Annotated in this window: 22 protein-coding genes and 1 pseudogene; 12 read left to right on the top strand and 11 right to left on the bottom strand. The window is 51.6% G+C overall.

Annotation, left to right across the window (positions count from 1 at the left end):
- Window positions 1–18: 18 nt before the first annotated feature.
- Genes MVK60_RS06100 through MVK60_RS06090 form a run of 3 tightly spaced genes read left to right on the top strand, consistent with a single transcriptional unit; the run spans window position 19 to window position 1,578 of the window.
- Entirely contained in the window at window positions 19–924 is a 906-nt protein-coding gene (locus MVK60_RS06100; protein ID WP_297437516.1) for a hypothetical protein, read from the top strand.
- A gap of 16 nt (window positions 925–940) precedes the next feature.
- Window positions 941–1,399, top strand: a complete 459-nt coding sequence (locus tag MVK60_RS06095; protein ID WP_297437514.1) for a hypothetical protein — start codon at window positions 941–943, stop codon at window positions 1,397–1,399.
- The gene (locus tag MVK60_RS06090) at window positions 1,396–1,578 is read left to right on the top strand and encodes a hypothetical protein (RefSeq protein WP_297437512.1); all 183 of its coding nucleotides are present in this window, start codon (window positions 1,396–1,398) and stop codon (window positions 1,576–1,578) included. The genes MVK60_RS06095 and MVK60_RS06090 overlap by 4 nt, the downstream gene beginning before the upstream one ends.
- A gap of 596 nt (window positions 1,579–2,174) precedes the next feature.
- Here MVK60_RS06090 and MVK60_RS06085 read toward each other — a convergent pair.
- From MVK60_RS06085 to MVK60_RS06060, 6 genes are all read right to left on the bottom strand, one after another.
- Window positions 2,175–3,014 carry a nucleotidyl transferase AbiEii/AbiGii toxin family protein gene (locus tag MVK60_RS06085; protein ID WP_297437510.1) on the bottom strand — a complete coding sequence of 280 codons (840 nt, stop codon included), beginning with the start codon at window positions 3,012–3,014 and terminating at the stop codon, window positions 2,175–2,177.
- Window positions 3,011–3,781, bottom strand: coding sequence for a type IV toxin-antitoxin system AbiEi family antitoxin (locus MVK60_RS06080; protein ID WP_297437508.1), 771 nt, complete (start codon window positions 3,779–3,781; stop codon window positions 3,011–3,013). The genes MVK60_RS06085 and MVK60_RS06080 overlap by 4 nt, the downstream gene beginning before the upstream one ends.
- Before the next feature lie 183 nt (window positions 3,782–3,964).
- Window positions 3,965–5,176 (bottom strand): MFS transporter, encoded by a 1,212-nt coding sequence (locus tag MVK60_RS06075; protein WP_297437506.1) that lies wholly within the window; start codon window positions 5,174–5,176, stop codon window positions 3,965–3,967.
- A 355-nt stretch (window positions 5,177–5,531) separates the two neighbouring features.
- On the bottom strand, window positions 5,532–6,764 hold the full coding sequence (locus tag MVK60_RS06070; protein ID WP_297437646.1) for a radical SAM protein: 1,233 nt from the start codon (window positions 6,762–6,764) through the stop codon (window positions 5,532–5,534).
- A gap of 426 nt (window positions 6,765–7,190) precedes the next feature.
- Window positions 7,191–7,445: a hypothetical protein gene (locus MVK60_RS06065; RefSeq protein ID WP_297437504.1), complete on the bottom strand. Its 255-nt coding sequence runs from the start codon at window positions 7,443–7,445 to the stop codon at window positions 7,191–7,193.
- Window positions 7,446–7,455: 10 nt separating this feature from the next.
- Entirely contained in the window at window positions 7,456–7,608 is a 153-nt protein-coding gene (locus MVK60_RS06060) for a hypothetical protein (RefSeq protein WP_297437502.1), read from the bottom strand.
- A gap of 5 nt (window positions 7,609–7,613) precedes the next feature.
- Between MVK60_RS06060 and MVK60_RS06055 the strand changes: the two are divergent.
- A pseudogene (locus MVK60_RS06055) lies at window positions 7,614–8,198 on the top strand (iron-containing alcohol dehydrogenase); the annotation flags it as partial.
- Between the two features lie 9 nt (window positions 8,199–8,207).
- On the opposite strand, the gene MVK60_RS06050 reads toward MVK60_RS06055, so the two are convergent.
- The gene (locus MVK60_RS06050; protein ID WP_297437500.1) at window positions 8,208–9,686 is read right to left on the bottom strand and encodes an MFS transporter; all 1,479 of its coding nucleotides are present in this window, start codon (window positions 9,684–9,686) and stop codon (window positions 8,208–8,210) included.
- Between the two features lie 87 nt (window positions 9,687–9,773).
- Here MVK60_RS06050 and MVK60_RS06045 point away from each other — a divergent pair, with 87 nt between their 5' ends.
- Entirely contained in the window at window positions 9,774–12,542 is a 2,769-nt protein-coding gene (locus MVK60_RS06045) for a DEAD/DEAH box helicase (RefSeq protein ID WP_297437497.1), read from the top strand.
- Window positions 12,543–12,602: 60 nt separating this feature from the next.
- On the opposite strand, the gene MVK60_RS06040 is transcribed toward MVK60_RS06045, so the two are convergent.
- Window positions 12,603–13,658: a M20/M25/M40 family metallo-hydrolase gene (locus MVK60_RS06040; RefSeq protein ID WP_297437644.1), complete on the bottom strand. Its 1,056-nt coding sequence runs from the start codon at window positions 13,656–13,658 to the stop codon at window positions 12,603–12,605.
- Between the two features lie 68 nt (window positions 13,659–13,726).
- On the opposite strand from MVK60_RS06040, the gene MVK60_RS06035 reads away from it, so the two are divergent.
- The 4 genes from MVK60_RS06035 to MVK60_RS06020 are packed head-to-tail and all read left to right on the top strand — an operon-like array spanning window position 13,727 to window position 15,753.
- Window positions 13,727–14,446: an MBL fold metallo-hydrolase gene (locus tag MVK60_RS06035; protein WP_297437495.1), complete on the top strand. Its 720-nt coding sequence runs from the start codon at window positions 13,727–13,729 to the stop codon at window positions 14,444–14,446.
- Window positions 14,446–14,709, top strand: a complete 264-nt coding sequence (locus tag MVK60_RS06030) for a DUF504 domain-containing protein (RefSeq protein WP_297437493.1) — start codon at window positions 14,446–14,448, stop codon at window positions 14,707–14,709. Before MVK60_RS06035 ends, MVK60_RS06030 begins: the two co-directional genes overlap by 1 nt.
- Window positions 14,702–15,466 carry a YchF/TatD family DNA exonuclease gene (locus MVK60_RS06025; protein WP_297437491.1) on the top strand — a complete coding sequence of 255 codons (765 nt, stop codon included), beginning with the start codon at window positions 14,702–14,704 and terminating at the stop codon, window positions 15,464–15,466. Before MVK60_RS06030 ends, MVK60_RS06025 begins: the two co-directional genes overlap by 8 nt.
- A complete protein-coding gene (locus MVK60_RS06020) occupies window positions 15,463–15,753 on the top strand; it encodes a DUF3216 domain-containing protein (RefSeq protein WP_297437489.1) in 291 nt (96 codons plus the stop codon). The genes MVK60_RS06025 and MVK60_RS06020 overlap by 4 nt, the downstream gene beginning before the upstream one ends.
- A 3-nt stretch (window positions 15,754–15,756) precedes the next feature.
- On the opposite strand, the gene MVK60_RS06015 is transcribed toward MVK60_RS06020, so the two are convergent.
- A complete protein-coding gene (locus MVK60_RS06015) occupies window positions 15,757–17,295 on the bottom strand; it encodes a dihydropteroate synthase-like protein (RefSeq protein WP_297437487.1) in 1,539 nt (512 codons plus the stop codon).
- Between the two features lie 61 nt (window positions 17,296–17,356).
- Between MVK60_RS06015 and MVK60_RS06010 the strand changes: the two genes are divergently transcribed.
- On the top strand, window positions 17,357–18,094 hold the full coding sequence (locus MVK60_RS06010; RefSeq protein WP_297437642.1) for a DUF72 domain-containing protein: 738 nt from the start codon (window positions 17,357–17,359) through the stop codon (window positions 18,092–18,094).
- 76 nt (window positions 18,095–18,170) lie between these two features.
- Here the strand turns inward: MVK60_RS06010 and gyaR are convergent, their stop codons facing one another.
- On the bottom strand, window positions 18,171–19,175 hold the full coding sequence (gene gyaR, locus MVK60_RS06005) for a glyoxylate reductase (RefSeq protein WP_297437485.1): 1,005 nt from the start codon (window positions 19,173–19,175) through the stop codon (window positions 18,171–18,173).
- A 62-nt stretch (window positions 19,176–19,237) separates the two neighbouring features.
- Here gyaR and rlmD point away from each other — a divergent pair, with 62 nt between their 5' ends.
- Together rlmD and MVK60_RS05995 are read left to right on the top strand one after the other, a co-directional pair.
- Complete coding sequence (gene rlmD, locus MVK60_RS06000; protein ID WP_297437483.1) at window positions 19,238–20,503, top strand: 23S rRNA (uracil(1939)-C(5))-methyltransferase RlmD; 1,266 nt, start codon at window positions 19,238–19,240, stop codon at window positions 20,501–20,503.
- Window positions 20,504–20,649: 146 nt separating this feature from the next.
- Window positions 20,650–21,396: a hypothetical protein gene (locus tag MVK60_RS05995; protein ID WP_297437481.1), complete on the top strand. Its 747-nt coding sequence runs from the start codon at window positions 20,650–20,652 to the stop codon at window positions 21,394–21,396.
- A 62-nt stretch (window positions 21,397–21,458) separates the two neighbouring features.
- Here the strand turns inward: MVK60_RS05995 and infB are convergent, their stop codons facing one another.
- Window positions 21,459–23,252, bottom strand: a complete 1,794-nt coding sequence (infB, locus tag MVK60_RS05990; protein WP_297437640.1) for a translation initiation factor IF-2 — start codon at window positions 23,250–23,252, stop codon at window positions 21,459–21,461.
- Window positions 23,253–23,617 lie beyond the last annotated feature (365 nt).

Genomic DNA, 23,617 nt, shown 5'->3' with positions numbered 1-23,617 from the left:
CTAGTATCTAAAATTGCTATGCGATCAAAGGCCATACAACTGCAGACTCACTGGAAAAGAGAGAAGGAAAAGGTTGTTTCTCCAGATCAAATAAAGCTCGCACTAAAATGGCTTTCGGTTCTTATCTCAGAGCGACCCACCATCACAGTAGAAAAGGTTCGGCTTGCTACTCTAATAGCCCTTATGACTGGAGCTAGGGGCTCAGAAATTAACGACCTTCAATTCATTACTTCTGACGATACAGGCAGAAGAATTAAGCAAATAGACCTCACAGAGGGAGTAATATACTTTAGGAGAGCAAAGCTACGGCGGGATGGAGGAGGTGTTACTCCAGTATTCATACATCCCGTATTGGTTAATGAACTCAGGGTTTTCAAAAAGAGATATGTTCTAGATCCAACACAACCAATTTTTGGCTTCTATTCCATAGACAAGATATTCACCCACTACTACACTCCCAAAGAGACGTTTAGAAGCCATAAAAAGCTGGAAAAAGTCTACCGAAAGTATCCCTGGCTCAAATACTGCCGTCCGGATAAGCCAATAATCACAATTAAACTATTCAGAAAGTTCTTTGACAGTCATCTTCAGAACATGATTTACAGCTTAGTAGACGATGGTAAGGCTGATTTCATGAATTTCCTAAGCGGAATTCGGCTTGTGGATGAGCTGAGAAGGTACAAGAACTATCTTCTTGGAAGAGCAGAGGGTGTCGATTTCATGAACTACATTTCTCTTACAGAAGACAAAAGATTCCGCAGGAGGTATAAGAGACTTACAAGACTGTTTGTTGACTCGATTATAGATGAAGTCATGCCAGAACTTCTTTTGGTTCTGAGTGAAGAAACTGTTCAGAGATTCTTTTCCAGCAATCTCAATTCTGACTCGGTAGAAACTGTCCACAAAATAAAAGGAGTTGTGTAGCCACAGGGGTGATAAAATGGGGGGATACGCTGTTAAAAAGCACGGGAAGATGAAAAGTAAAAATGCCAGAATTGAAATTTCAAAGTTGGCCCTAGATGATGTCTACGTAGATCTGCTTAAACTTCAAGATAGGCTAAAAGAGAACACAGAAGAATACCGGAGAGTGAGAGTAAAAATATTTGTTTTGGGCTACTTGGCTCAGAATGATTGGGTGTGGCTCACAGTTAGAGAACTAATGGATGAACTCTTAAAATACTCCATCCTCTCCCCCAATGATCTTAAGGACACTAAGTGGGAAGCATTTATTAGAATGTTCTTGTACCGCTTATACAAGAATGGATTCCTGGAGCGAAAAGTCACAATCGTTGGGACACTCGCCTATAAATACAGAGTGAAGACAGAAAAGATGAAGAATCATATGGTATTCTTTTATGAATCTTATTCAGAGCTGGTCCGAGAAGAAGGGGAGGTTTGATAACGTTGATCCAGGGAAAGAAAAAGAAAACCTACTATATCCCAAAGGACGAAGATGAAGAGTTTATCTTAGGAATGCTCAAAAATATTGAGCCAATTTTAGCTGAAGACTGGAACAGACCAGAAGATGAATGGTGGGATAATGTGAAAGGAAGAAAATACAAACAGAATCTTCAATGATAGTGCATCAGCTGGATTTTCACTCTAAATAAAGCCGATGATCTAAAAATTAATTTGGCAAGTCTGAGTAATCACCGTGTGTTGGATTTAGAAATTGTGAGTTTAAGTATGAGAATTGATGTTCTATGGAGACCTTCTGAGAACTTGGGATGCCCAATTATCATCCGTCAGAATTCTGAGGAGCTGATGCAAAACAGGATGAAACTAGATAAAACAAGATAGAATTTGATAGAACGCTATGGAACTCATGGGAACACAGAAAGGGGCTTTCCATATCTATACTCCCAACTCTTTCTTTCTTAGACCCTTCAATGCTCTGGTGTGAGCATTCTTTTGACAATTTTAATAATTCAGTCTATTGCTGCTTATCTATTAGCTCATAATTAGCATGGCCTTCTATGGCTTAGCAACTTTTGTTAGATTTTCCCATTAACTCAGAGCCCTTAGCCTGAACTTTGAACTCACTTCCATTTCCACATTTTTTGTTTCAGTCTCAACAACAATTAGGAGTTTTACTGCAGTTGCAATTAAAAGATTATTAGGCATTAGGTCTATTTGATCCAAACTTTTTAGATGTTGTTAAGTATGAATGTATTCTAGTCCTTGAAATTGTCCAGCTTACTTAGAACATCCTTCACTAATTCCAGGACATCGTTCCACACCGTACTAAATTCTGGAAGTTCTCTCAACTGGTGGCCCAGACTGCTCTGCCAGGCCCTTTCATAGTAGGGTTTTCTGCCTTGAAGCGCATTCACATCTGGCTCAACACTCTTAGCCTCAAACTTTGGACTGAGTATCTGAGCTACACTTTCTAAATCAGCAACGCTTTTCAGAAACCATATATCATACAAATCCCTTGGCCTCGTCCTCTGGAACAGAGACCTTATTTTCTCAGCCAGTATTTCCTCCAAACTATAAGTCTTAACGCTTACCACGGAAAACCTTGGGCTGTCGGAATACCCATGCAGGATCGGCCTTTCCTGGGGTGGAAGCAGTATTTTCTCGTACTTTTCTAGAGTTATGTCCATTTTAATCTTCGGTGGATTCCCGGTTCTAGTGAGCAGTCTAAACGGAATCCGGACTTCAAACCCAAGAAGCTCTCCTGGAAAAAGCTTTACCCCGTATCTTGGCCTTAGTTCAAACTCAAGGAACTGAACGGGCCCCTCATCGGCCACTTCAACGGCGTCGGCTATTTTAGTTTGAACCTCCTCTGTATCCGGCTCCTCTAAAAGCAAGGTGTAGTCAAGATCCTCAGAAAATCTGTAGTCTGCAAAGTATGCCTTTTTCAGGCAGGTCCCTCCTTTGAATGCTAGTACTCTCCAAAACTTTGACTTCCAGAGTCCATAGAGCATCCAGCTTATGGCGTAGTCCTTTTCAACGGTAGAAACCGGGACTCCAAGCTCAGAACTCAGGGCCTTTATCTCCTCCTCAATCATTCTACCTCCTCCCAATAATCCTCCGGAACGTTGATTCTCAGGCCCCACCGATAGTTAAAGCGACCTCCCTGAGGCATTGAAGGGTCGAGAAGTGCAAAGCTCTTTTTGTCATTTTCAGAAAGTCTGATTTCCTTCTCAATCCCAAGCTCCAGCCTCTCACTTAAAAATCCCAAACGCTTCAGGATGGCTTTGCTCTTCATCCGTTCAGCATATTCCAGCAACTTTTCATAATCCAGCCTCGCGTTCTTGAGAGCCTTAACGACCTCGATTATTCCCCCGCAGTACTTAGGCTTGTCTAGGCAGTCCACTATCGTCTTTTCAGGATCTGTTATTCGAATCTCCCTGCGTCCAAGACGTATAGTGCCTATTCCAAAAAACTTCTCAGGGCTGACTACGACTACCTTAAACCTCTTACCGTCGAGTACTATGAGCTTTTGATAGCCTCTCTTTACGGGAGTTTGAATGAAAACTGTTCTTGGAATCTGCTCAGTTAACCCGTAATAGTTGAGGGCGGACCAGTACGCAACTGCCCCGTTAGGTACCAAAATCTGAGCTAGAACAAATTCATGGGGGGAAGATGCTCTCCCCGGTTCTAAGGAGAAAGTGTAGATGCCCTTGGCAATTCTCCGAAGAAATCCTTCTCTGAGGAGCGCTTCAAGATAGTAGCTTAACTGCCTCGTAGTTATGCCAAGTTTCTCTTGGGCCTCCTTCTTGGTGAATACATCACCCAGTTCGGAAAGCCGTCTTAAGACCTCCGTGGTATTCATATTTTCTCACCATAATCACAATATAACTGGATAAAAATGAGAATTTTTGAATATAAAGGTTTTGGAAATTAAGTACCTTATGCTTTTAGCTGGATGGATTATCTGGAAAATGCACAGATTCCTCGGATATCACCCAAAGTAAGATACAAGATTAATTAGACAAAAACAAAGCCCAATCAAAGTTTATTTGATCATAGCTTCCATGTGTTTGAGTTTTAGAACGTCTTTAAGTGGGCCTAAGAGTTCTCCGGCCTTCAATGAGACTCCAGCACCGAGGAGGATTAGGGCGAAGAGTAATCTCGCCTCAGCCAGTCCCAGCCAGTCCACGACGAAACCGTAGATGAAGTAAAAGGCACTCATGACCAACGCTGAAACCATCATGTCCAGAGACCTTATGGTAGCCCTCTCCTCTCTCGGAATCCTGTGTTGCAATTCAATCGAGACGTTGAAGCCGAAGGCAGTATTGACTACCGTAACCACAATCCCCAAGGTGATAATCCATAGCGGGTTCTGGTAAACTACAGAGAGGGCCGTTAAGAGTGGAATAACGAGGGGGGCGAGGGAATAAGCCTTAACGCTCCATTTGTCTCTCAGGTGTATTCCAATGAGCCTTGGGATGACTTTGACGATGGCTTCGACCACTCCGAGGATTCCGAGTGTGCCGATTAGGGTTGTCTTTAGGTTCTTGGCGAGGATGTCTCCGAGGTAGGGTTCAAAGAATTTCCTGAACTGGCTTACTTGCATCGTAACGATGATTGAGAGGATTATGAGCCAGAGGAGTTCTGGCCGGAGGAGTTTTCTGGAGGCCTCAAGAGTGTGTTTGAGGTAGGAGCGTTCGGGCTTTTTGAATTCATACTCCGGAATCGTGTAAGCCACTACAATAGCGGTTATCTCTGCAAGGAGGGTTAGGATTAGCGGGAGTGTGAACCCGTAGTATTGGGCTAAGAATCCGCCGATTATGAGGGTTGTGGCTGAGAGGGGGATTGTGAGGGTTTTGATGTCTTTCATGAGTTGTCTGTATTCTTTTTCTCTGCCGAGGTGTTTGAGGTTGTAGTATAGCCATGCTTGGAGGCTTCCGCTGGCGAATGTTCCGCCGAGGGCGTTTAGGATTGAGTAGAGGATGAGGAGGGGGTAGCTGTTGAGGAGGATTAGGACGGGGAGGCCGAGGGTGTGGATGATTAGTCCGATGAGGACGCTTAGTTTTCGGCTGATTTTATCTGCTACTACTCCGGTTGGGACTTCGAAGAGGACGTATCCGGCGGTCATTACTGCTGTTGCGGTTCCTATTTGGGCGTAGTTGAATCCCCTGGTTAAGTAGTAGATGATGAGAATGTTTCCAACGAAGCCCATGTTTATTAAAGCATAAAAGAGCTTATACTTCCGAATCAAATCCATTTAAAGCCCCCCTGACATGGTTTTAGCAGTTTATGGTTTTATTTCTGATGTAAAAAGCTTTTTGTTTTTGCACATCAAAATAAAGAGAAAAAGAGGTTTGAACCCGCTAATTGGGGGTGTATGGTGGATGTTTAGTAGATTTCCTCTCTCTCGTCCACTTCGCACCATCCGTCGCCGATGGCCGAACAAAGCATATCGTCATCCATCCTCGGCTTGGTCTTCACCATAGCCCTCATCTTATCACCTCCTTTCTCTTTTTTTAATCAAATAACATCCTTTACGATGTTTATCTCACAAAGCTGGTCTCCAATGGATGCACAAAGCATGTCGTCCTTTTTCCTTTGGTCTTGTCCTATCATATTTCTACCTCCTCCGTTTTGGGCAACCCTCCGGTTGCACCACCTCCGTGTAGAGTTGTGGTCGTAATAGTTTCTGATTTAATCTCAGGGGTGTTCTCTGGGTCTAAACTGGGGGTTGGGGTAGAATTCTCTAAAAATCTCTCGAACTCGTCTCCATACTCGTCCCAGAGACGGGCGTAAAGCCAAAGACTTATTTTGAAGGACTCTTTGGCATAATAACACTTCAATGCCGGTGGAATGAAGCTCTTTTCGGTGTAGATGGTGTTTTCATAGAAGCAGAAGTTGTGGCAGTAAAACCTTAGCCAGCAACTCTTACAGGGTTCATGATTGGAGAAATTGTATTTTTGAGGCTCAAAGCGTTTCAGATGCTCCCACTCAAAGTTATCCACGTGGCTGAGCTTGAAGTTCTCCATGCTAACGAACCTATGGCATGGATAGATGTTGCCATCTACATCAATGGCAACTCCTCTTCGTCCTGCACCGCAATGGTATTTTCTGACTTTCCCTTGGTATATGTCGAGTATTGTTTGTCTTAATCCGGTATGCACAATTGTTTGTAACTCTTTAAATGTATCCAGCTCCTCAACGGCAATTTTTCTGAGCTGTTCAAGATAGGTGTCCATGTGTTCCTTAGTGATGACATTAGTTGGAAGAGTAGCCATCTCAACGTTGGCGTTGAGAACTCCAAACTCGGTTTTAAGGTGATGATAAATCTCATGAACCCTGTTCAATTGCTCTGGGAGGACAGTAGCCCTTAGGATAATCTTCTCAAGTTTTCCTCTCTTTTTGGCTTCTCTAATGAGGTATTTGAGATTATTTGCTACAACGTTATATGTCGGTGAACCGTCCACAAAAGGCCTATTGTGGTCGTGAATCTCCCTCGGCCCGTCCACGCTGACGATGATATTAAACGGATGGCTCAGAAGGAAGTCCACGACCTCCGGAGTGAGGAGGTATCCGTTTGTGGTAACGCTGAAGAATACGGGCTTTCTACTCTCCTTGGCTTTCTGTTCGGCGTATAGGACGCCCTCTTTGATGACTGGGAAGTTGAGGAGTGGTTCTCCCCCGAAGAAGACGATACTAACACCATAAGGGGCTTTGTCGAAGAGGAAGTCAATGGCTTTCCTCATAGTCTCCCTGTCCATGAGTTTGGGCTTTTCGAGGGTGTAAGTGCCTTTGTTGGCGTAACAGTAAATGCAGGAGAAGTTACAGGCCTGAGAGACGTTGATGCTTCCTCCAAGGAGGAAGCCATAGCCCTCGTTGTATTCGAGTTTCAGGGGTGGGAGTTGATTTAAGTAATCCTGAAGTTCTTTGAGCTTCGCTCTTTCCTCTGGGGTCAGTTTGTCCTTCTTTCCTTGGCTTATTTTCTGAAGGCCGGAGTAGGTTTCGGGTTCAACTTCGATGATGTATCCCGAACCTTCGTGGAGAACGAAGAACTTGGGGATATTGGCAATTTTGGATTTTATGGTCGTGATGCCTTTAATTGAACCACACTCATTAGAACCCGCTCCTTGGGGTTGTCCGGGAGTATATTATGTAAGTCAAAGTTTTAAAACTTTTTGCTACTTCCACATGCTTTTTATACTCTTATTCTCCCCTAAAATCGGTTGATTTTTTAGAAAGTTGAAGAAAAGTCCTAACAAAAGTTTCAAAACTTAAGCGGAAAGACCCTTTATGGTCTCCTCCTTGAGGGTCTTAAACTTCTCAAAAACTCCAAGGGGGTCATTGAGAAGCTCTTTTTTCTTCAAAGTGATTGTTTCAATGATTGCCCCGGTTTTACAGTCGTAAGCTATGACTTTAATCTGGGTCTTGGTTTCCTTGGTCTCAAAATCGAGATTCAGTTTGTCGTAGTGTTTGTAATAAAGGTAGTATTCTACTTCGTCAAGAATTTGAGAAAGAGAAACCCCCATTCTCCTCACCTCAATATTCCTCTGGGAGCATGAAGGTGAATGCGTAACCATTCCAGTCCAGCCAAACCTCAATCCCGTCCAGCTCTTTTGTAGGCCTTAACGGGCATTCCTTCAATGTAATACTCCCCCTTCTCCTAGATAATCTTTGAAACTCTCTCGACACCCCCTGAAGTCGCGAGGAACTCCGGCCTTGACGTCCTCGTCCACGGGATAGAGGCCTACACAACCAAGGTTGCTAACCCCTTCAGCGACGCCATGGCGATTAAAGCGATAAAGACCGTCTATCGGTGGCTTCCTCTCTCGGTCAAAGGCGACGAGGAGGCAAGAGCAAGGGTTCACTACGCGGCGACGATGGCGGGAATAGCATTCCTCAACGCGCGCCTCGGCCTATGCCACGCGATGAGCCACAAGGCAGCGTGGATTGGTCCGCATGGACTCCTCAACGCGATATTCCTGCCCTACGTGATGGAGTTCAACGCCGAGAGAAGCGACTACGCGAGGAGGCGCTACGCGGAGATAGCGAGGGAGCTTGGCTTCCAGAATGCCAAAGACCTCATTGAAGTGGTTAAAGAACTCAACGAGATGCTCGGTGTTCCAAAGCTGGGCGAGCTGGTTGATGGGGAGACCTTCGTGGTGAGGCTTGACGAGATGGCAGAAAAAGCCTACCGCGACGGGCTTATAGCTTTCAACCCCGTCGAGCCGAGGCCGGAAGAGATAAAGGAGATTTACCTCAGGGCATACGGGGGAGAATGAAAAAAGAAATCATCCGACGGTTATTTCCTTTTCTCCCCCGTTCTCTACCTCATGTATCTTTCCGCCCTTCATGACCTCCACTATGGCAAGGCTCAGCAGGGCCAGGAAGAGGTATATCCCAGCGGAAGTCCCGAAGAGCACCTCGTAGGCCTTTGAGGTCGGAATTTTTATCGCCATCGGAACCCCCGGAATGTGAATCAGGGTGTAGTAGGTACTCATGACGGTTCCAGCGATGGCCGGTCCCCATGTCGAGCCGAAGTTTCTGAACAGGCTGTTTGATCCGGTCGCTACCCCCATGACCCTCGGTGGGACTGAGAAGACCAGTACGTTGATCAGCGAGATGTTCATGAGCGTTATACCCGTGCCCACCAGAGTTATCGTCGCCACGAACTCCCACAGGGAGAGTGTCGTTGCGTACTTCGCGAGGAAGGCCAGCCCCCCGCTTGCGATCAGTGCACCGGTTATCGCAAGGGGTTTTGCTCCCGTTTTCGGCATTACCTTGCCCGCCACTGGCGCAACGATGAGCATAACGCCCGCCATTGGGGTCATAAGTAGACCACTCTGCAGTATCGTCTTGCCGAAGCCGAAGGGAGGCTTCATCTGGAAGATGTAGGTGTTTGCCTGACTCATCATGGATATACCAAAGGCCGCGAACATTATTCCGATGTTGACGATTGCTGGGTTTCTGGAGGAGATTATATCCAGCGGGATGAGCGGGTTATCAGCCCCCCGCTCCCAAAGGACCAGAAGGAGGGCACCAATTATTGCAACGCCAAAGAGGACGAGGGTCTCCCTTGCAGTCCAGCCAACGTTGGGGGCACGGGTAACCCCCACCAATGCAGGAACAACTGCGATCGTTAAAAACAGGGTTCCCAACCAGTCGATCTTTCCAGGATTGACGTAGCGACTCTCTCTGAGAACCCTCCATGCTAGGAGAAACATCAATACGGCAAATGGAGCCGCCGAGTGATAAGTCCACCTCCACCCGTAATTCTGCGTGACCCATGCGCCAAGGGGCAGGGCTATGACCATCCCTACACCGAACATCGCACTTATCATACCCTGGACCTGCGGCACCATCTCAGGCGGGAACTCCTCACGAACGAGGGAGAAAGCCAGCGGGAAGATCGCCATTCCAAAGCCCTGCACAGCCCGCGTGACCAGAAGCCACTGAAAGCTCGGAGCGAAGCCGTTCAGAACAACGCCAAGCGTATAGAAGCCGAGAGCAACGAGGAACATCTTCTTCTTACCGTACATGTCGCCGAGCTTGCCGAAGAGAGCTACACTGACGGTTCCTACGAGGAGGTACATCGTGAGAACCCAGCTGACGTCGTTGGGATTGATGGCGAATTCCTTCTGGATGGTCGGCAGAGCTGGAGTGAGCATCGCCTCCGTATACATGACAAGCAAGGGCAGTATGACCACCACCATCATGGCCCTCTTGGCGTATGCCATGTCATAGACCTCGTCCCCAGTGTTCACCTGCATCTTTGTATCACCAATGTATCGGGCGATAGGTTTGTTTATAAAGTTAGCGGTGGTGGGACTTATAAAGGGCTCCAATGGAGTAACATCATGCACCCCCTCCTGAGAAAGGCCATCAAAGAGCGCTTTGGGAAGCTCAATGAGGTTCAGACCAAGGCATTCCACGAGGTTAGCTCCGGGAAGAGTGTTCTGATCATCGCCCCCACCGGTTCGGGAAAGACCGAGGCTGCCGTTCTGCCTGTCTTCAACAAAATCCTTGAAGAGGGGCTTAAACCAATCTCGGCACTCTACATAGCCCCCCTCAAGGCCCTCAACAGGGATCTGCTTGAGAGACTTGAATGGTGGGGAAAGAAGCTTGGGATAACCGTTGAGGTCAGGCACGGCGACACCTCGGCCTACAGGAAGGCGAAGCAGGTGAAGAATCCCCCTCGGATGCTAATCATAACCCCCGAAACCCTCGGCGTGATCCTGACGGTGAAGTCGCTCAGGGGGCACATTGAGAACGTGAGGTTCGTCATCGTCGATGAGATAGCCGAACTTGTGGACAACAAACGAGGTGCCCAGCTCCTCCTTGGTCTTGAGCGATTGGCCGAGATAGCGGACTTTAGGAGGATAGGCATGACCGCAACCGTCGGCAACGAGGATGAGGTGAGGGAGTGGCTGAAAGCTGATACTATAGTGAAGCCGAGCTGGAAGAAGAACTACCGCTTCCACGTGCTCTATCCGAAGCCCAATGAGAGGGACATGGCGCTCGCCCGGAAGCTGAGCCTCCCAACCGAGATAGCGGCGAGGCTGAGGCTTCTCTGGGAGATAGTAGAGGAGCACGGAAAAGCCCTCATATTCACCAACACGCGCCAGTTCGCGGAGATATTGGCGCACCGCCTCAAGGCCTGGGAGAAGCCGGTTGAGGTTCACCACGGTTCGCTTTCGAGGGAAGCCAGAATTAAGGCAGAGAAGGCACTGAAAGAGGGCAAAATCAAAGCCTTAATCTGCACCTCCTCGATGGAGCTTGGCATAGACATAGGCGACGTTGACGTTGTGATCCAGTACATGAGCCCCCGCCAGGTGAACAGGCTCGTCCAGCGCGTCGGCAGAGCAAAGCACCGCATCGGTGAAATCAGCGAGGGCTACGTCATAACCTCCAACGTCGAGGACTACCTCCAGAGTCTAATCATAGCGAAGCACGCCCTTGAGGGTCGCTTTGAGGCGGTCGAGCCGATTGGGGGTCTGGACGTTCTGGCCCACTTCCTCGTCGGCCTGCTCATCGAGTACAAAAGACTGCCCCGCGAGAGGCCCTATGAGATAGCGAGGCGGGCCTATGTTTACAGGGATTTGAGCTGGGAAGACTACCTCGACGTTCTCCGCGTTTTGGAGGATGCTCGGCTGATAGGCTACGACGAGGAAAGAGGCCTTCTCTACCTCAGGAGGGGGGCCTTCGGGTACTACTACGAGAACCTCTCGACGATACCGGACGAGGTCTCGTGGAGGGTCTTCGATGCTGGAAGCGGGCACGTCATAGGTCGCTTAGACGAGAGCTTTATCATGGATCTGGAGGAGGGCATGGACTTCGTGATGAACGGACGGAGCTGGATAGTGCTTAAAATCGATGACGAGGCAAGGCTTTTGAAGGTTCGCGAGAGCAAGAGCCTGGAGAGTGCGATACCGAGCTGGGAGGGCGAGATGATCCCCGTTCCGTTCAGCGTTGCCCTCGACGTCGGCCGGCTGAAGAGAGAACTGGCTTTTGACTTCAAGAAGGCGAAGGGGCTTTTGGAGGGGGTCGAGTTCATCGAGGAGGAACTGAGGAGGGCCTTTGGGGAAATCAGGGACGAGCCATTCTCAACCGACCGCGACATCGTCGTCGAGAGCACGCCCAAGGCACTCGTCATCCACGCCGATTTCGGGAACAGGGCCAACGAGGCTCTGGGGAGGTTAGTTCACTCGCTCCTGATTCTGCGCTACGGGAGAGTCTTCTCCGTCCGCTCACAGGCCCACGCTATAGTATTCAAGACGCCCTTCCAGCTGAACCCGGAGGAGGTTAAGGGCTACCTCTACGGGGAGCCTGAAAGCCTGGAGTTCATTGTTTCCCGTGTCATGAGGGACTCCCACGCCTACCGCTGGAGAATGCTGAACGTGGCGAAGCGCTTTGGAGCCCTGCGGAGGGACGCCAGGATAAGGAGAATCGAGAGGCTCTTCGAGGGGACGGTTGTTGAGAGAGAAACCCTAAGCGAGCTGTACCATGACAAGGTGGACGTGAGCAAAGGAGAACTCGTCCTCGGGATGCTCAGGAGGGGCACGATGAGGGTGAAGACAGAGCTCAGGAGGGAGCCCTCGACTTTAGCCGGACTCAACATGACCGTCAGCGGCGAGTTCTTACTCTCCGGCGTCCTGGAGAGGGACGAGATACTGGAGCTTTTCAGGAAGCGCTTGCTCGACCACGAGGTCGTCTTGGTCTGCACCAACTGCGGCTGGCACTCGAAGACGAAGGTTGTAAGGCTACAAAACATAAAGCTGAGGCAGTGCCCGCGCTGCGGCTCGAAGATGCTGGCCGTTGCCCACCCCATCGATGCCGAGGAGTTTTTACCCGTTCTCGATAAGGTCCGCCACGGGAGGCCGCTGGAGAGAAAGGAGGAGAGAGCCTACAGGAAGCTGTTGAAATCCGCTGATCTGGTGGATTCCTACGGATTTGAGGCCGTTCTGGCGCTGGCGAGCTACGGGACGGGGCCCGACACGGCGGCGAGGCTTTTAGCTCAATACAGGGGGGAGGCTTTGCTCGTAGCCCTCATGGAGCGGGAGAGGCAGTTCATAAGGACGAGGAGGTTCTGGGTGGACAGGAAGGAGAAGAAAGAGGGAGAGGAATGACCCACCAGTTACTGGTGGGGCCCCTGCTTAAAAGATTTGTTCAAAGGAGAAAGAAAAAGCTCATCCATCCCTCCCGTAAATCTCGTTCAACGCCTTCAAAAACTCGCTGGCAGTTACAACGTCCCTCACGTCGATGTGCTCATTCTTGGTGTGAGAGATGTCGAGGTTCCCGGGGCCGAAGACTATCGTCTTAGTGCCGTTGTACATGAAGTTTATCGCGTCCGTCCAGCTCCTCATTCCACCGAACTCGTCTATGTCGGTAGCTTCCATTGCCTTCTTCGCCAGCTGGACTATCTCTTCGTCCGGTTCGAGCTCGTAGCCGTCCCATATCTCGGTGTACTCGTACTTCAGGGTGTACTCGTCGAATATCGGGTCGAGCAGGTCGAGTACCCCCTCGACTTCTTGGTCTGGCAAAAGTCTCGCCTCAAGCCGGCCCTTGCAGAGCGCGGGGATTAGATAGACCGGGTTCTCGCAGACGAGCTCCTGGATTCCGATATGTGGGTCAAAGTACTTGCCCTTGGCCTTGAATGGCTCAAGCTTCTTCATCCCCTCCAGCATCTTGTAGGTCTCCTCGATGGCGTTAACCCCGCTCTCGGGACACGCTCCGTGGGCCTCTTTGCCGTCCACCTCAAAGTAGGCCTCGATGTTGCCGGCGTGCGCGATGTGGACTTCTAAATCGGTCGGCTCAAGGACAACGGCCATCTTGGGTTTATAGCGCTCCATGAAGAGGGCTGAGCCTCTGCCCCCCAGCTCCTCGTCGCTGACGAAGACGATGCCGACGTTGAGGTCTTTTCCCTCCCTGCGCAGGTTCTCGAGCATGAGGAGTATGGCAGCGGCACCGCCCTTGATGTCGCTCGCGCCGGTTCCGTAGACGATGTTGCCCCTCAGGAAGGGCTCCGCGCGAATCGGTATCGTGTCGATGTGAACCTCGTAGAAGAGGTCTGCCTCAGGGTTCACAACCAGATCTATTATCTCACCGTCGCTCTCGATGTGGACGTCGTAGTTCAGCCTGTGGAGAAACTCCATGATGTGGAGCATGATTCTGTCTTCCTCTCCAGAGGGGGATGGTACCTTCAGAAGCTGAAGGAGTATCTCCTTCGCGCGCTCGGTTTTCATTGAGGTCACCTAGTATCAATTGAAGGTGAGCCTTATAAACCCAGCCGCCAATTTAACGTGGTGAAAGCGTGAGGATAAGCTCCATCGAGGAGTTCCCGAGGGAGCTGGTGCCCGTTGAGATTCCGCCACACACGGTCATGCTCCGAGGCATAGGCTGGGACTCGAACGTCTACCTGGTGAGAGACGGGAGGGAGGCCCTCGTAGTGGACACCGGCACCGGCGTTAACTGGCACGTTTACACTGAAATCTGGGAGAGGGAAGGTTACCTCAACGGTGTTGAGAAGGTCACGATATTCAACACCCACGAGCACTTCGACCACGTCGGCGGAAACGGGGTGCTGAAGGAATGGCTTGAAAGGAAGGGGATCAAGGTTCTCTTCGCCGCCTATGAAACCACGGCAAAAACGCTGGAGAGGGGAGACGACTACGTGATTCTGGCCTATTCCTACGGGAGGAGGTTCGAACCGCAGAGGGTTGATCTCCACCTAGGGGAGGGCGATGCGCTCAAAGTCGGCTCCCTGGAGCTTGAGTTGATCCACACACCCGGCCACACCGCGGGAAGCTCGTGCCTCCACCTCGACGATGGTGAAACCCGGATCATGTTCACAGGGGATACAGTGTTCAAGGGAACCGTTGGCAGGACGGATTTGCCGACCGGAAACGGATGGAAACTCCAGGAGAGCCTCGAGAGGCTCAGGGATTACGATGTTGACTTCGGCCTTCCGGGGCACGGTTGGGCCATCAAAGATTGGAAGAAGAACATCGACGAAATCCTGGGGTGGCTTTGATGCGGAAGGGTTCAGTGAAGGAGGTTCTAGCGAAGCTTAAGTACGATCCGAGGGAGGACGAGGGTGATTATTACGTCATCATAGAGCACCGCGGAGCCTACGGCGATGTCAAGAAAATCCCCGTCGGGATGATAGAGCTCGGTCACGGCTACTTCTTCGTCGGAGAGGCCCAGATACCGTACCATCGGATTTTGAAGGTCGTCAGAAAAGATGGGAAGGTAATATGGGAGACCAGAAAGGACAGGAGGGGAGAGAGTGATTGACGCACACGCCCACTTCGAGTTCTACAAGAAAGACGCACCGCGTATGATAGAGGAGTGCAGGGAGGAGCTGACGGCCGTTGTGGACTCAATCACCGAGTACCGGAAAGCCCACGTCTGGAGGAGTTGGGAGATGCTGAAGCCGTACTTCGGTTTCATCGCCCCTACCCTGGGGTACCACCCGAACGAGGCGCGGCGCGGCAACTGGGAGAAAGTGAAAAAAGTAGAGGAGTTCATCCTGGCCCACAGGGACGAGATAGTGGCGATAGGGGAGATAGGACTCGACTACCACTACGCGGAAAACGAAACTCAGAGGGAGAACCAGAGGGCGATATTCAGGCACTTCCTTGAGCTGGCCCTCGAACTGGGGCTTCCCGTGGTGATACACGCCCGCGAGGCCGAAAGGGAGGCCTTTGAGATAGTTCAGCGCGCGGGCGTTAGGGCGTACTTCCACTCCTTCGCCGGGAGCGTTGAGCTGGCGGGGGAGATAGTAGAGAACAGCCACGTCATAGGGATAAACACGGGTGTGGTCTTCATTCCGGAGGTAAAGGCCGTCGCTGGAGTAATCGATGTCGATTACCTCCTAGTTGAGACCGACAGCCCCTACATGAGCCCCTTTAAGGGACATCGCAACGTCCCGTGCAATGTGAAGGTTGCAGTCGAGTGGATAGCGAGGCTCCAGGGGATTGAGTTTGAGGAGGTTGAGAGGATAACAGAGAAAAACGCCGTTGAGTTCTTCGGTCTGGAAGTGGGGGGATGAAAATGGAGGAGGTTGAGAAAACGCGGGTACTCTTGGAGGAACTGGGCGAAAAGGCCCTGATAGTGAGGCTGGACTCCTTTGTAATGCTCAACGAAGGTCTCAAAACGAAGAAAGGAAGGGACTACGTTAGGCTCTCAGTCCTCGGGTTCCTCGAAGGCATGCTGATGACCCTCAAAACAAAGTACATGGACGAAGAAAACGTGGCCAGGCTTTACGAGGAGATAAGGGCAAAGAGGGCCGAGCTGGATGAACTCTTCAGAAGACCAAAAATGCAAAACCTCCAGTAATTCTCAACCTTCATAAAAATCCTGGAATACTTCAACCTCCTGGACGTAGCTCCTCCTCAGCTTCAGCGCCGTTTTGGCCCTCTCAATCTCCCTGCCGAGGTAGAAGGTGTGCCTTGGGCTTATCTCAAAGTGCTCCAGAATCGTGTCGATTATCGCGTTCGGCTCCTCGCCGACTATCGTGAGAACGGCCTCTGTCCCGCGGTGAGCGTTGACCCAGATTTTTCCTCCTTCAACCCAGATCCGGAAGTAGATAGGCTCAAGCTGAACCGGCCTTTCCCTTGCCTTGATGACTTCCCCCGTGGGTTCAAATCGCCAGTCAGCAGGCCTCTTTTCCTTTAAGAGGAGCAGGTCGAAGCCCAAATCCTTTGGCATCTCAAAGAGGTTCATGTCTATCGCCCGCCTGAGCTCCCTTATGGAGCCCCTGGCTTTGGCGCTCGTCTCGGTCGTGAGGAGGAGGTTTATTGAAAGTTCCTTCGCGATTCCCGCCAGCAGGGCGTTCATCCCGACGCTGTCAGCATCGTAGAGTTCGACAACGTTGCCGACCCCGGCCAAAAGAACGTCGTCCGGATTCCTCCCGCGGTAGAGTTGGAAGGCAGTAAGGGAGCGCGCTAAGTGGGGGACGTGCTCCAAAATCAGGTCAGGTATTACAGTTTTATAACCCAAATCAAGGGCCTGCTTCTTGAGGTTTTCTAGGAATTCAACCCTCTCGGACGGCCTGGTAGGGAAAAAGCCCCTCCCCTGATTGGTCGGGATTAAAACAACGGGTTTCTCCGTTACGAGCTCCTCAAGGTTCCCCCCGTCAACGCTGAGGAAGAGATCGGCGTATTCGAGCGCCTTCTCGATTTCAGCGGTGTTGAGGGAGTCAAAGCTTATAGGGACTTCAAAGCCCTTCTCCCCAAGCCTCTCGCGGATTTCGGGAATCAGCTCGATAAAATCGAGGTTGGTCTCTCCAGTCACCATGCCGATGTCGATTATATCGGCCCCCTCCCGGAGGTAGTATAGGGCCCTCTCGACGGTCTTTTCAACCCCGAGTCTCGGGGCATCGACAACTTCCCCTAAAATCCTCGCCGGAAAGTCCCTCCCCGCGGGGAGGTTGCCGATGAGGACGTTCCACGGCTTCTTGAAGGCCTTCTCGATATAGCGCCTGTTTCTAGTCTTATTTCTGATGTCCTCGACGCGCTTTAGGGCATCGAAGGAGAAGAGCTCGTCCGCCGGTTTTTCTTTGCTGAGCCTGAAACCCTCACCCAGGGCTTTAAGCGTTTGAGGGATGTCCATCGCGTTCCTCGGCCCTTTGAAGGCAGGGATTCCGAGTTCGTCCTCAATAAGTCCGGTGGAACCGCGGACGAGCCCGGGGATGAGGATTATGTCGTAGTCCCCGTTTTTGATTCCGGCCTTTTTCAGGTAGTGAACTACCATCTCGGGCGTCAGGAAGGCGGCAACGCTCACCGGCGTAACGAAGACGTCGCAGCCTTCACCGTACTTCCTCACGAGGGGTTCGGCGAGTTTCCCGGTAACTAAGAGGATTTTTGCGGGTGGCCTCATGGATTGGAATTAACCCCGAAAGTATTTAGGCTTTTGGAAGAAACGACCAGCGGTGGTATGGGTGATTAACGTCGGGACATGCGGCTTCTGCGAGAGCCATTCGAATTACTACCGCGACTTCGACGCTATAGAGGTGCAGCAGACCTTCTACCGGATACTTCAGGAGAAGACGCTCGAACGCTGGCGGAGAGAAGCTCCGGAGGGCTTTACCTTTGCCATCAAGGCATTTCAAGGAGTTACCCACCCGTCTAACAACCCGACGTGGCGCAGGAGCAACGTAAAGCCAGGGAAGAATGTAGGCCTGTTAAGGTTGAACAGCGAGGTGCTTAACTTCTGGAGGATAACCCTGCAAGAAGCGAAAACGCTCGGTGCGAGGTTTATACTGATTCAGCTACCCAAAAGCTTCAGGGAGAGCGAGGAGAGTTTTACCAGCGCCGAGAGGTTTTTTGAAACGATAGAGCGGGGAGGCTTTGAGATAGCGGTGGAGCTGAGGGGCTGGAGTGAAGATGGAGTAAAACGCTTCGTGAGAGCTTTTGATGTCATAGACGTGACCGATCCGCTCGTGAGGATTCCGCTTCACCTCGGCGAGGTCAGCTACTACCGCCTCCACGGGCGCTACGAGAACGGGAGGATAATCTACCGCCACTCCTACAGCGACGAGGAGCTGGGAAAGGTGAGGGAAAGGGTTCCTGGCCGGAACCGCTCGGAGAGCCTCGTCTTCTTCAACAACTCGGACATGTGCAAAGACGCGAAGAGGTTCAGGGCGATGGTTAGGGAAGTTCTCTCCAAAAAAGAGTAAAGGAAAGGGGCTCAGGCACGGGTCCAGCTCATCACCGTCAGCCGGGGAGACCAGTGCTCATCATCGCCGGATGGGCTCACTCAAATCCCGGCTTCCTGACATTCGCCACTTCCCTATTCACGAGCGTCGGGGGGATTTGGCCGTTCTTGAAGGCTATGAGGTTCCTCGCCACGAGCTCAGCCATTCCCTCCCTTGCACCGTGGGTCGCGCTCCCTATGTGCGGGGCCAGAACCACGTTGTCGAGACTGAATAGCTCCTCGTGATAGTACGGCTCCTCCTCGTAGACGTCCAGGCCGGCACCGGCAATCCAGCCCTCCCGGAGGGCCTTAACTAGTGCTCCTGTGTCAACCACCTTTCCCCTTGCGATGTTGATTAGTATCGCCGTGTTCTTCATGAGCTTAAGCTCTCGCTCGCCTATCATGTGGTATGTCTCCTTCGTCAGCGGGACGGCCAGAACCACGAAGTCGCTCTCCCCGAGGAGCTCGTCCAGCGGTTTGAACTCAGCCACGAGCTCTTTCTCAGCCTCGGCCTTCCTCGTGCGTGAATTGTAGAGGATTCTCATTCCAAAGCCACTGGCTCTTTTTGCCACCGCCTGGCCTATCCTTCCGAAGCCGACGATTCCGAGGGTCTTCCCATAGACATCATGACCCAAGAACATGAGCGGGTGCCAGGCTATTCCTTTCCTCTTCCACTCTCCGGAGCGGGTAAATCTGTCCGCCTCAATGAGCCTCCTTGCGGTGGCTAGAAGGAGGGTCCAGGCGAAGTCAGCGGTGGCGTCCGTGAGAACTTTGGGGGTGTTTGTGACGTAAATTCCCCTCCGCGTTGCTTCCCCAACGTCTATGTTGTCGTAGCCGACTGCGTAGTTGGCTACTATTCTCAATCTTGGCGCGCTGTCGAAGACTTCTTTATCAATCCTCTCACTCAACATGGTAACAAGTGCATCAACGTCGCGAACCTTTTCGAGCAGGGCTTCCCTTTGAATCTCGTGCTCATCCTCCCAGACCTCAACCTCAAAGTGCTCCCTCAGGGTCTGGATGCCGTTTTCTGGAATAGCACGCGTGATAAAAACCTTCGGCTTCACGTTATCACCACCATCTAAAGAATTGGCGCTGGTTATAAAAACCCTGCCGGCGAGATGGGGACATGCACGCCAGAGGAAGGGTAAATGCCTTAAGCGACGACGGCCTGGGAATACTGGAAACGGGCGGCAGGCGGATCTATGTCCCGTTCTCGTATCCCGGCGACGAGGTGGGAGTTAGAAGAACCAAAAGGCGATTCGGCAGACTTCTTGCAGAGGATTTTGAGATCCTCGAGCCATCGCCGCTCAGGGGGAGGCCAAAATGCCCCCACTTCGGAACCTGCGGCGGTTGCCTCTGGCAGGGGTTGAAGTATAAAGAGCAGTTGAGGTTTAAAGCGGAGCTCTTCGAGGGGATTACCGGGATAGAGGCGGAGATCGAGGGCTCGCCCCAAATCTGGGACTTCAGAAACGTGAGCAACTTCATTGTAACCACTTCAAGAATTGGCCTGAAGGGGTACGGAAGCCCGTCGGGGGTGGTGAACCTTTCGGAATGCCCGGTCTTCTCAAAGAGAACGCCTGAATATCTCCGTGCCCTCAGAGATTTTCTCTCCGAGATGGGGCTTAAGCCCTGGAACTTAAAGCGGAAAGCCGGCGACGTCCACTACCTGCAGGTCAGAGAGGGAAAGTTCACGGGAGAGGTAATGGTGAACTTAATCGCCCACGTTAACCCTCCAGATGAGATTCTGGAAGCATTCCAAGACTACTTCTCCTTCGTGGATTCCCTCTACTGGAGCCTCAAGGGGGACGAGAGAGACGACCCGAGAGGAGAGCCGGAGCTTCTAGACGGCGAACCTTTCATACGTGAGAGGATCGGGGACGTTACATACCTCATTCACCCCAACAGCTTCTTCCAGACCAACAGCTACGCCTTAGAATTGCTCCTCAGGGCGGTTGAGGGCCTCACCGATGGTGAAAAAGTCCTCGACCTCTACTCCGGCGTCGGGACCTTCGGCGTCTGGCTGGCTAAGAGGGGCTTTACCGTTGCAGGTGTCGAGCTGAACCCCTTCGCGGTCGAGATGGCCAGAGAAAACGCCGAGATTAATGGTGTAAATGTCAAGTTCAGCGTTGGTAGGGTGGAGGAGACACCCCTAGGCGATTACGATACTGTGATAGCTGACCCTCCGCGGAAAGGACTACGGGAAACGGCTGAATCCCTGGTGAAGAGCAGCGTTGAACAGGTCATTTACGTCTCCTGCAACCCAAAGGCATTTCAGCTCGACTACAAGAACTACTTGAAGAGGGCATACAGGATAGAGGACACCCGGCTGGTGGACATGTTCCCCCACACGCCCCACGTTGAGGCGGTTGTAAAACTGGTGAGAAAAAATTGATGTATCTCTATTCTCCATTGACAAAATTTAAGTAAGATTGCAACATAACTTAAAGAAGTTCAGGTCATGGAGTCTATTCGCCGTGGCTTGGACAGGAGGGCAACTGAGATGGGAAAGGAATTAATCCTCGCAATTATGCTTATGGGATGGTCCTCATAAGCGGCTGTGTTACGGGGCCCAGCACCCCCTCAACCACAGAAACAAACACGGAAACCTCCACTGGGACGCCTGCCCCGGAACCCAAGCAGGACGAGGACGGAAACACGGTCTGCGAGTGGGATGTGGACGAGGATAGTGGATGTAGTGAAGGGATTGAAGTGAAAACAGGGGCCGACCCTGGCTTTTCTCTGCCTGAGAACCTGAGGCTCAACGTGAGTCTCGTCTACGCCGGTCCGGTAGCCTCAAAGGTAGAACCCCCGTGGGACAACGACGTCATCACCTACGTGAGCGCCCTGACATCATCCCAGAACCCCGGGAAGGATGTGACATTCACGATCCGCTTCGTTAACGAGAGTGCCCTAGGGAGGTACATCCACATGGAGAAGTTCATCGACTTCTTCAACGGCAAGACCTACGTGTACCCCCCGACGGTTATCAGGATTGACGAGGGTTACGAATGGGGTCGGCGGTGGGAGATACACCTCTACTCAGGCATAACCGGGGACTCCGGATACTTCATGCTCTACAATCTCACCGAAGAGGGGTTAAAGGAGGTTCAGAGGGGCAACGACGACCCGATGGGGGGATTCGGCGTGACGATTCTGCTCGACGATGACTACCTTGACTGGGACTACAACTACGGGGTGCCTCACAAAAGCTGGAGCGGAACGTTCAGGGTCAACGGCGTCACCGGAGGTAAGAGCGAAGTCACGATAGCCTTCTCGGTTGGGTGATTTTTCTTCTTTTACCTATCCCCAAAAGCCCTACATTCATTACAACAAAGAATAGGGAAAAATTAAACCGCCTTCCAGAACGGGTCCCTCTGGACCTTCACCTTCGCCGTCATCTTGAGGGCCTTTATATCGCTGTCGTCAAGCTCGTTCTTGAGCTGCTTGGCGAGGATTATAACGTCGTTCTTGCTCAGGTCAACGTAGAGCGTCTCGCCGGGGTGTATGTGCCTGCCGACGATTGCCCCTTCGATGGCTATTGCGACAGCGTCGCCCTTCTTGGCCTCCTGGACGAAGTCGTTCTTGTTCTTGATGGACTTGATGACGCCGACCTTCTCTCCGTTCTGCTTTATCAGAACCACACCAGGCCTTATCCTTCCCTCAACGACCTCAACACCAACTATGGCCGGCTTGCTCCTCCTGAAGACGTAGCGCTCGTCCGGATAGAGCCTTATCACCCCGGGGAAGGTGACGTTCTTGAGGAGTTCGCGCTTTCTCTTCTCCTCCTCGGCCTTGACCCAGGCCCCATAGTCCTCGATGAGCTTGTAGATGATGTTGCCGGTGAAGATGGGCACTCCTTTGGCCTTCGCAACTTCCTCAGCGTCTTCGTTCACTTTGACGTTGAAGCCAAGGACGACGCCGTACTTCTCTTCCTCTTCCTTAACGCTTAGCGCCTCCATAACGTCGGTCTTGCTGATGTTGCCAACGTCCGCCTTCCTTATCGGAATCCCCGTCTCCCCCAGTTCTTTGCTCAAAGCTTCCAGCGAGCCAAGGGTGTCGGCCTTGACTATGACACCGACCTTGCCGGTGCTTATGACGACGCTCTGTATCTGGCTCAAGATTTCCTCTCTGGCCCTCTCAACTTCTTCCTCCGAGCGTGCCGCTATAACCGGCGAGCCGGCTAACGCTTCCTCAAGGCCTGGAGCGGCTATCTTTATACCCGCGGCGGCGACAACCTCGTCAACCTGGTCGAAGCGGAACCTTGGATCGCGTATCTCGTCGAGGGGTTTGGGCTTGAGGAGCGCGCGGATTTTAGTGACTATCGCCTTATCCTTGCCACCAACCACTATCGTGTCGTCCTTTCTAAGCGTCCCGTCGTATATGATGACGTCAAGCGTGGTTCCCAGGCCGACCTCCTCCCGTATCTCAAGTATAGTGCCGCGCGCCGGACCTTCAACTTCAATCTTGAGCTTCTCCTCCAGGTACTTCTGGCTCAGGCCGGCGATAAGGACAAGGAGCTCAGGGACACCTATACCGTACTTGGCCGAAATCGGGACTATCGCCAGCTCGCGGGTGAAGTCCTGGACACGGTCGAAACGGTTAGCGTTGAAGCCCATCTCGTAGAACTTACCTATCAGCTCCCAGAGCTTGGTTTCGAGCTCCTGAACGGCCCTCTGGTCCTGTTTCTTTATGTTTACGAGGAAAGGTTCGTCCCCCTCTACCTTCCAGCCCTTTATCCTGTCTATCTTGTTGGCGGCGACGATGAATGGAGTCCGGTTCTTCCTGAGTATCTCGATGCTCTCTATCGTCTGGGGCTGGAAGCCCTCGTTGATGTCCACGATGAGAACCGCCAGGTCAGCAAGGCTCCCTCCCCTCGCGCGCAGACTGGTGAAGGCCTCGTGGCCAGGGGTGTCGATGAAGAGCAGGCCGGGGAGTTTTATCTCGCCCTTCCAAAGCTTGATGAGTGGCCCTGCAAGCCCCCTGATGGTCTCGATGGGAACCTCCGTCGCGCCTATATGCTGGGTTATCCCGCCGGCTTCTTTGCCGGCGACGTTTGTTTTTCTTATTCGGTCAAGGAGCGTCGTCTTGCCGTGGTCAACGTGACCGAGAACCGCTATGATGGGCTGTCTAATCCCATTCACCATTTCCCTCACCTCTGACACTGACTCAGGATAAGGCTTTTAAAGGGTTCTGGCGGATATTAAGAAGTCCTATAGTAATTTTGGTCGATGGTTGCTTCAGACATCCCTTGCATGGCCAATCCTGCCGGAATACATATAGCTGAGGGGAGGAAGGACCTTCGGATTTGATGACTTTGCCAGGTTCTCCATGTTCTTTTGAGCAACTGCAAGCTTTGGAATTGGTCTATCTGCAAGTGCATGACCGATTCTGATGATTTCCGGGCTGACAATCTACACACTCCTCGCATAGGCCGGCGCAAAAATCCATTCCGGCTCCTTAACGTCGTCCCCTGCTCCAGCGAACTCCATTTTCCTCCACGCGCTCT

It is taken from the genome of Thermococcus sp., from assembly GCF_026988555.1.
In the GTDB taxonomy this organism is placed as follows: domain Archaea; phylum Methanobacteriota_B; class Thermococci; order Thermococcales; family Thermococcaceae; genus Thermococcus.
The sequence above is the reverse complement of the archived record's forward strand: the minus strand, read 5'-3'. Positions and strand labels throughout refer to the sequence as shown.

What these genes read in the sequence shown, in the direction of transcription:
- MVK60_RS06100 (WP_297437516.1), top strand. Translation starts at nt 19, where the DNA reads ATGCGATCAAAGGCCATACAACTGCAGACTCACTGGAAAAGAGAGAAG.
- MVK60_RS06095 (WP_297437514.1), top strand. Translation starts at nt 941, where the DNA reads ATGGGGGGATACGCTGTTAAAAAGCACGGGAAGATGAAAAGTAAAAAT.
- MVK60_RS06085 (WP_297437510.1), bottom strand. Translation starts at nt 3,014, where the DNA reads ATGATTGAGGAGGAGATAAAGGCCCTGAGTTCTGAGCTTGGAGTCCCG.
- MVK60_RS06080 (WP_297437508.1), bottom strand. Translation starts at nt 3,781, where the DNA reads ATGAATACCACGGAGGTCTTAAGACGGCTTTCCGAACTGGGTGATGTA.
- MVK60_RS06075 (WP_297437506.1), bottom strand. Translation starts at nt 5,176, where the DNA reads ATGGATTTGATTCGGAAGTATAAGCTCTTTTATGCTTTAATAAACATG.
- MVK60_RS06065 (WP_297437504.1), bottom strand. Translation starts at nt 7,445, where the DNA reads ATGGGGGTTTCTCTTTCTCAAATTCTTGACGAAGTAGAATACTACCTT.
- MVK60_RS06050 (WP_297437500.1), bottom strand. Translation starts at nt 9,686, where the DNA reads ATGCAGGTGAACACTGGGGACGAGGTCTATGACATGGCATACGCCAAG.
- MVK60_RS06045 (WP_297437497.1), top strand. Translation starts at nt 9,774, where the DNA reads ATGCACCCCCTCCTGAGAAAGGCCATCAAAGAGCGCTTTGGGAAGCTC.
- MVK60_RS06040 (WP_297437644.1), bottom strand. Translation starts at nt 13,658, where the DNA reads ATGAAAACCGAGCGCGCGAAGGAGATACTCCTTCAGCTTCTGAAGGTA.
- MVK60_RS06030 (WP_297437493.1), top strand. Translation starts at nt 14,446, where the DNA reads ATGCGGAAGGGTTCAGTGAAGGAGGTTCTAGCGAAGCTTAAGTACGAT.
- MVK60_RS06020 (WP_297437489.1), top strand. Translation starts at nt 15,463, where the DNA reads ATGAAAATGGAGGAGGTTGAGAAAACGCGGGTACTCTTGGAGGAACTG.
- MVK60_RS06015 (WP_297437487.1), bottom strand. Translation starts at nt 17,295, where the DNA reads ATGAGGCCACCCGCAAAAATCCTCTTAGTTACCGGGAAACTCGCCGAA.
- rlmD (WP_297437483.1), top strand. Translation starts at nt 19,238, where the DNA reads ATGCACGCCAGAGGAAGGGTAAATGCCTTAAGCGACGACGGCCTGGGA.
- MVK60_RS05995 (WP_297437481.1), top strand. Translation starts at nt 20,650, where the DNA reads ATGGTCCTCATAAGCGGCTGTGTTACGGGGCCCAGCACCCCCTCAACC.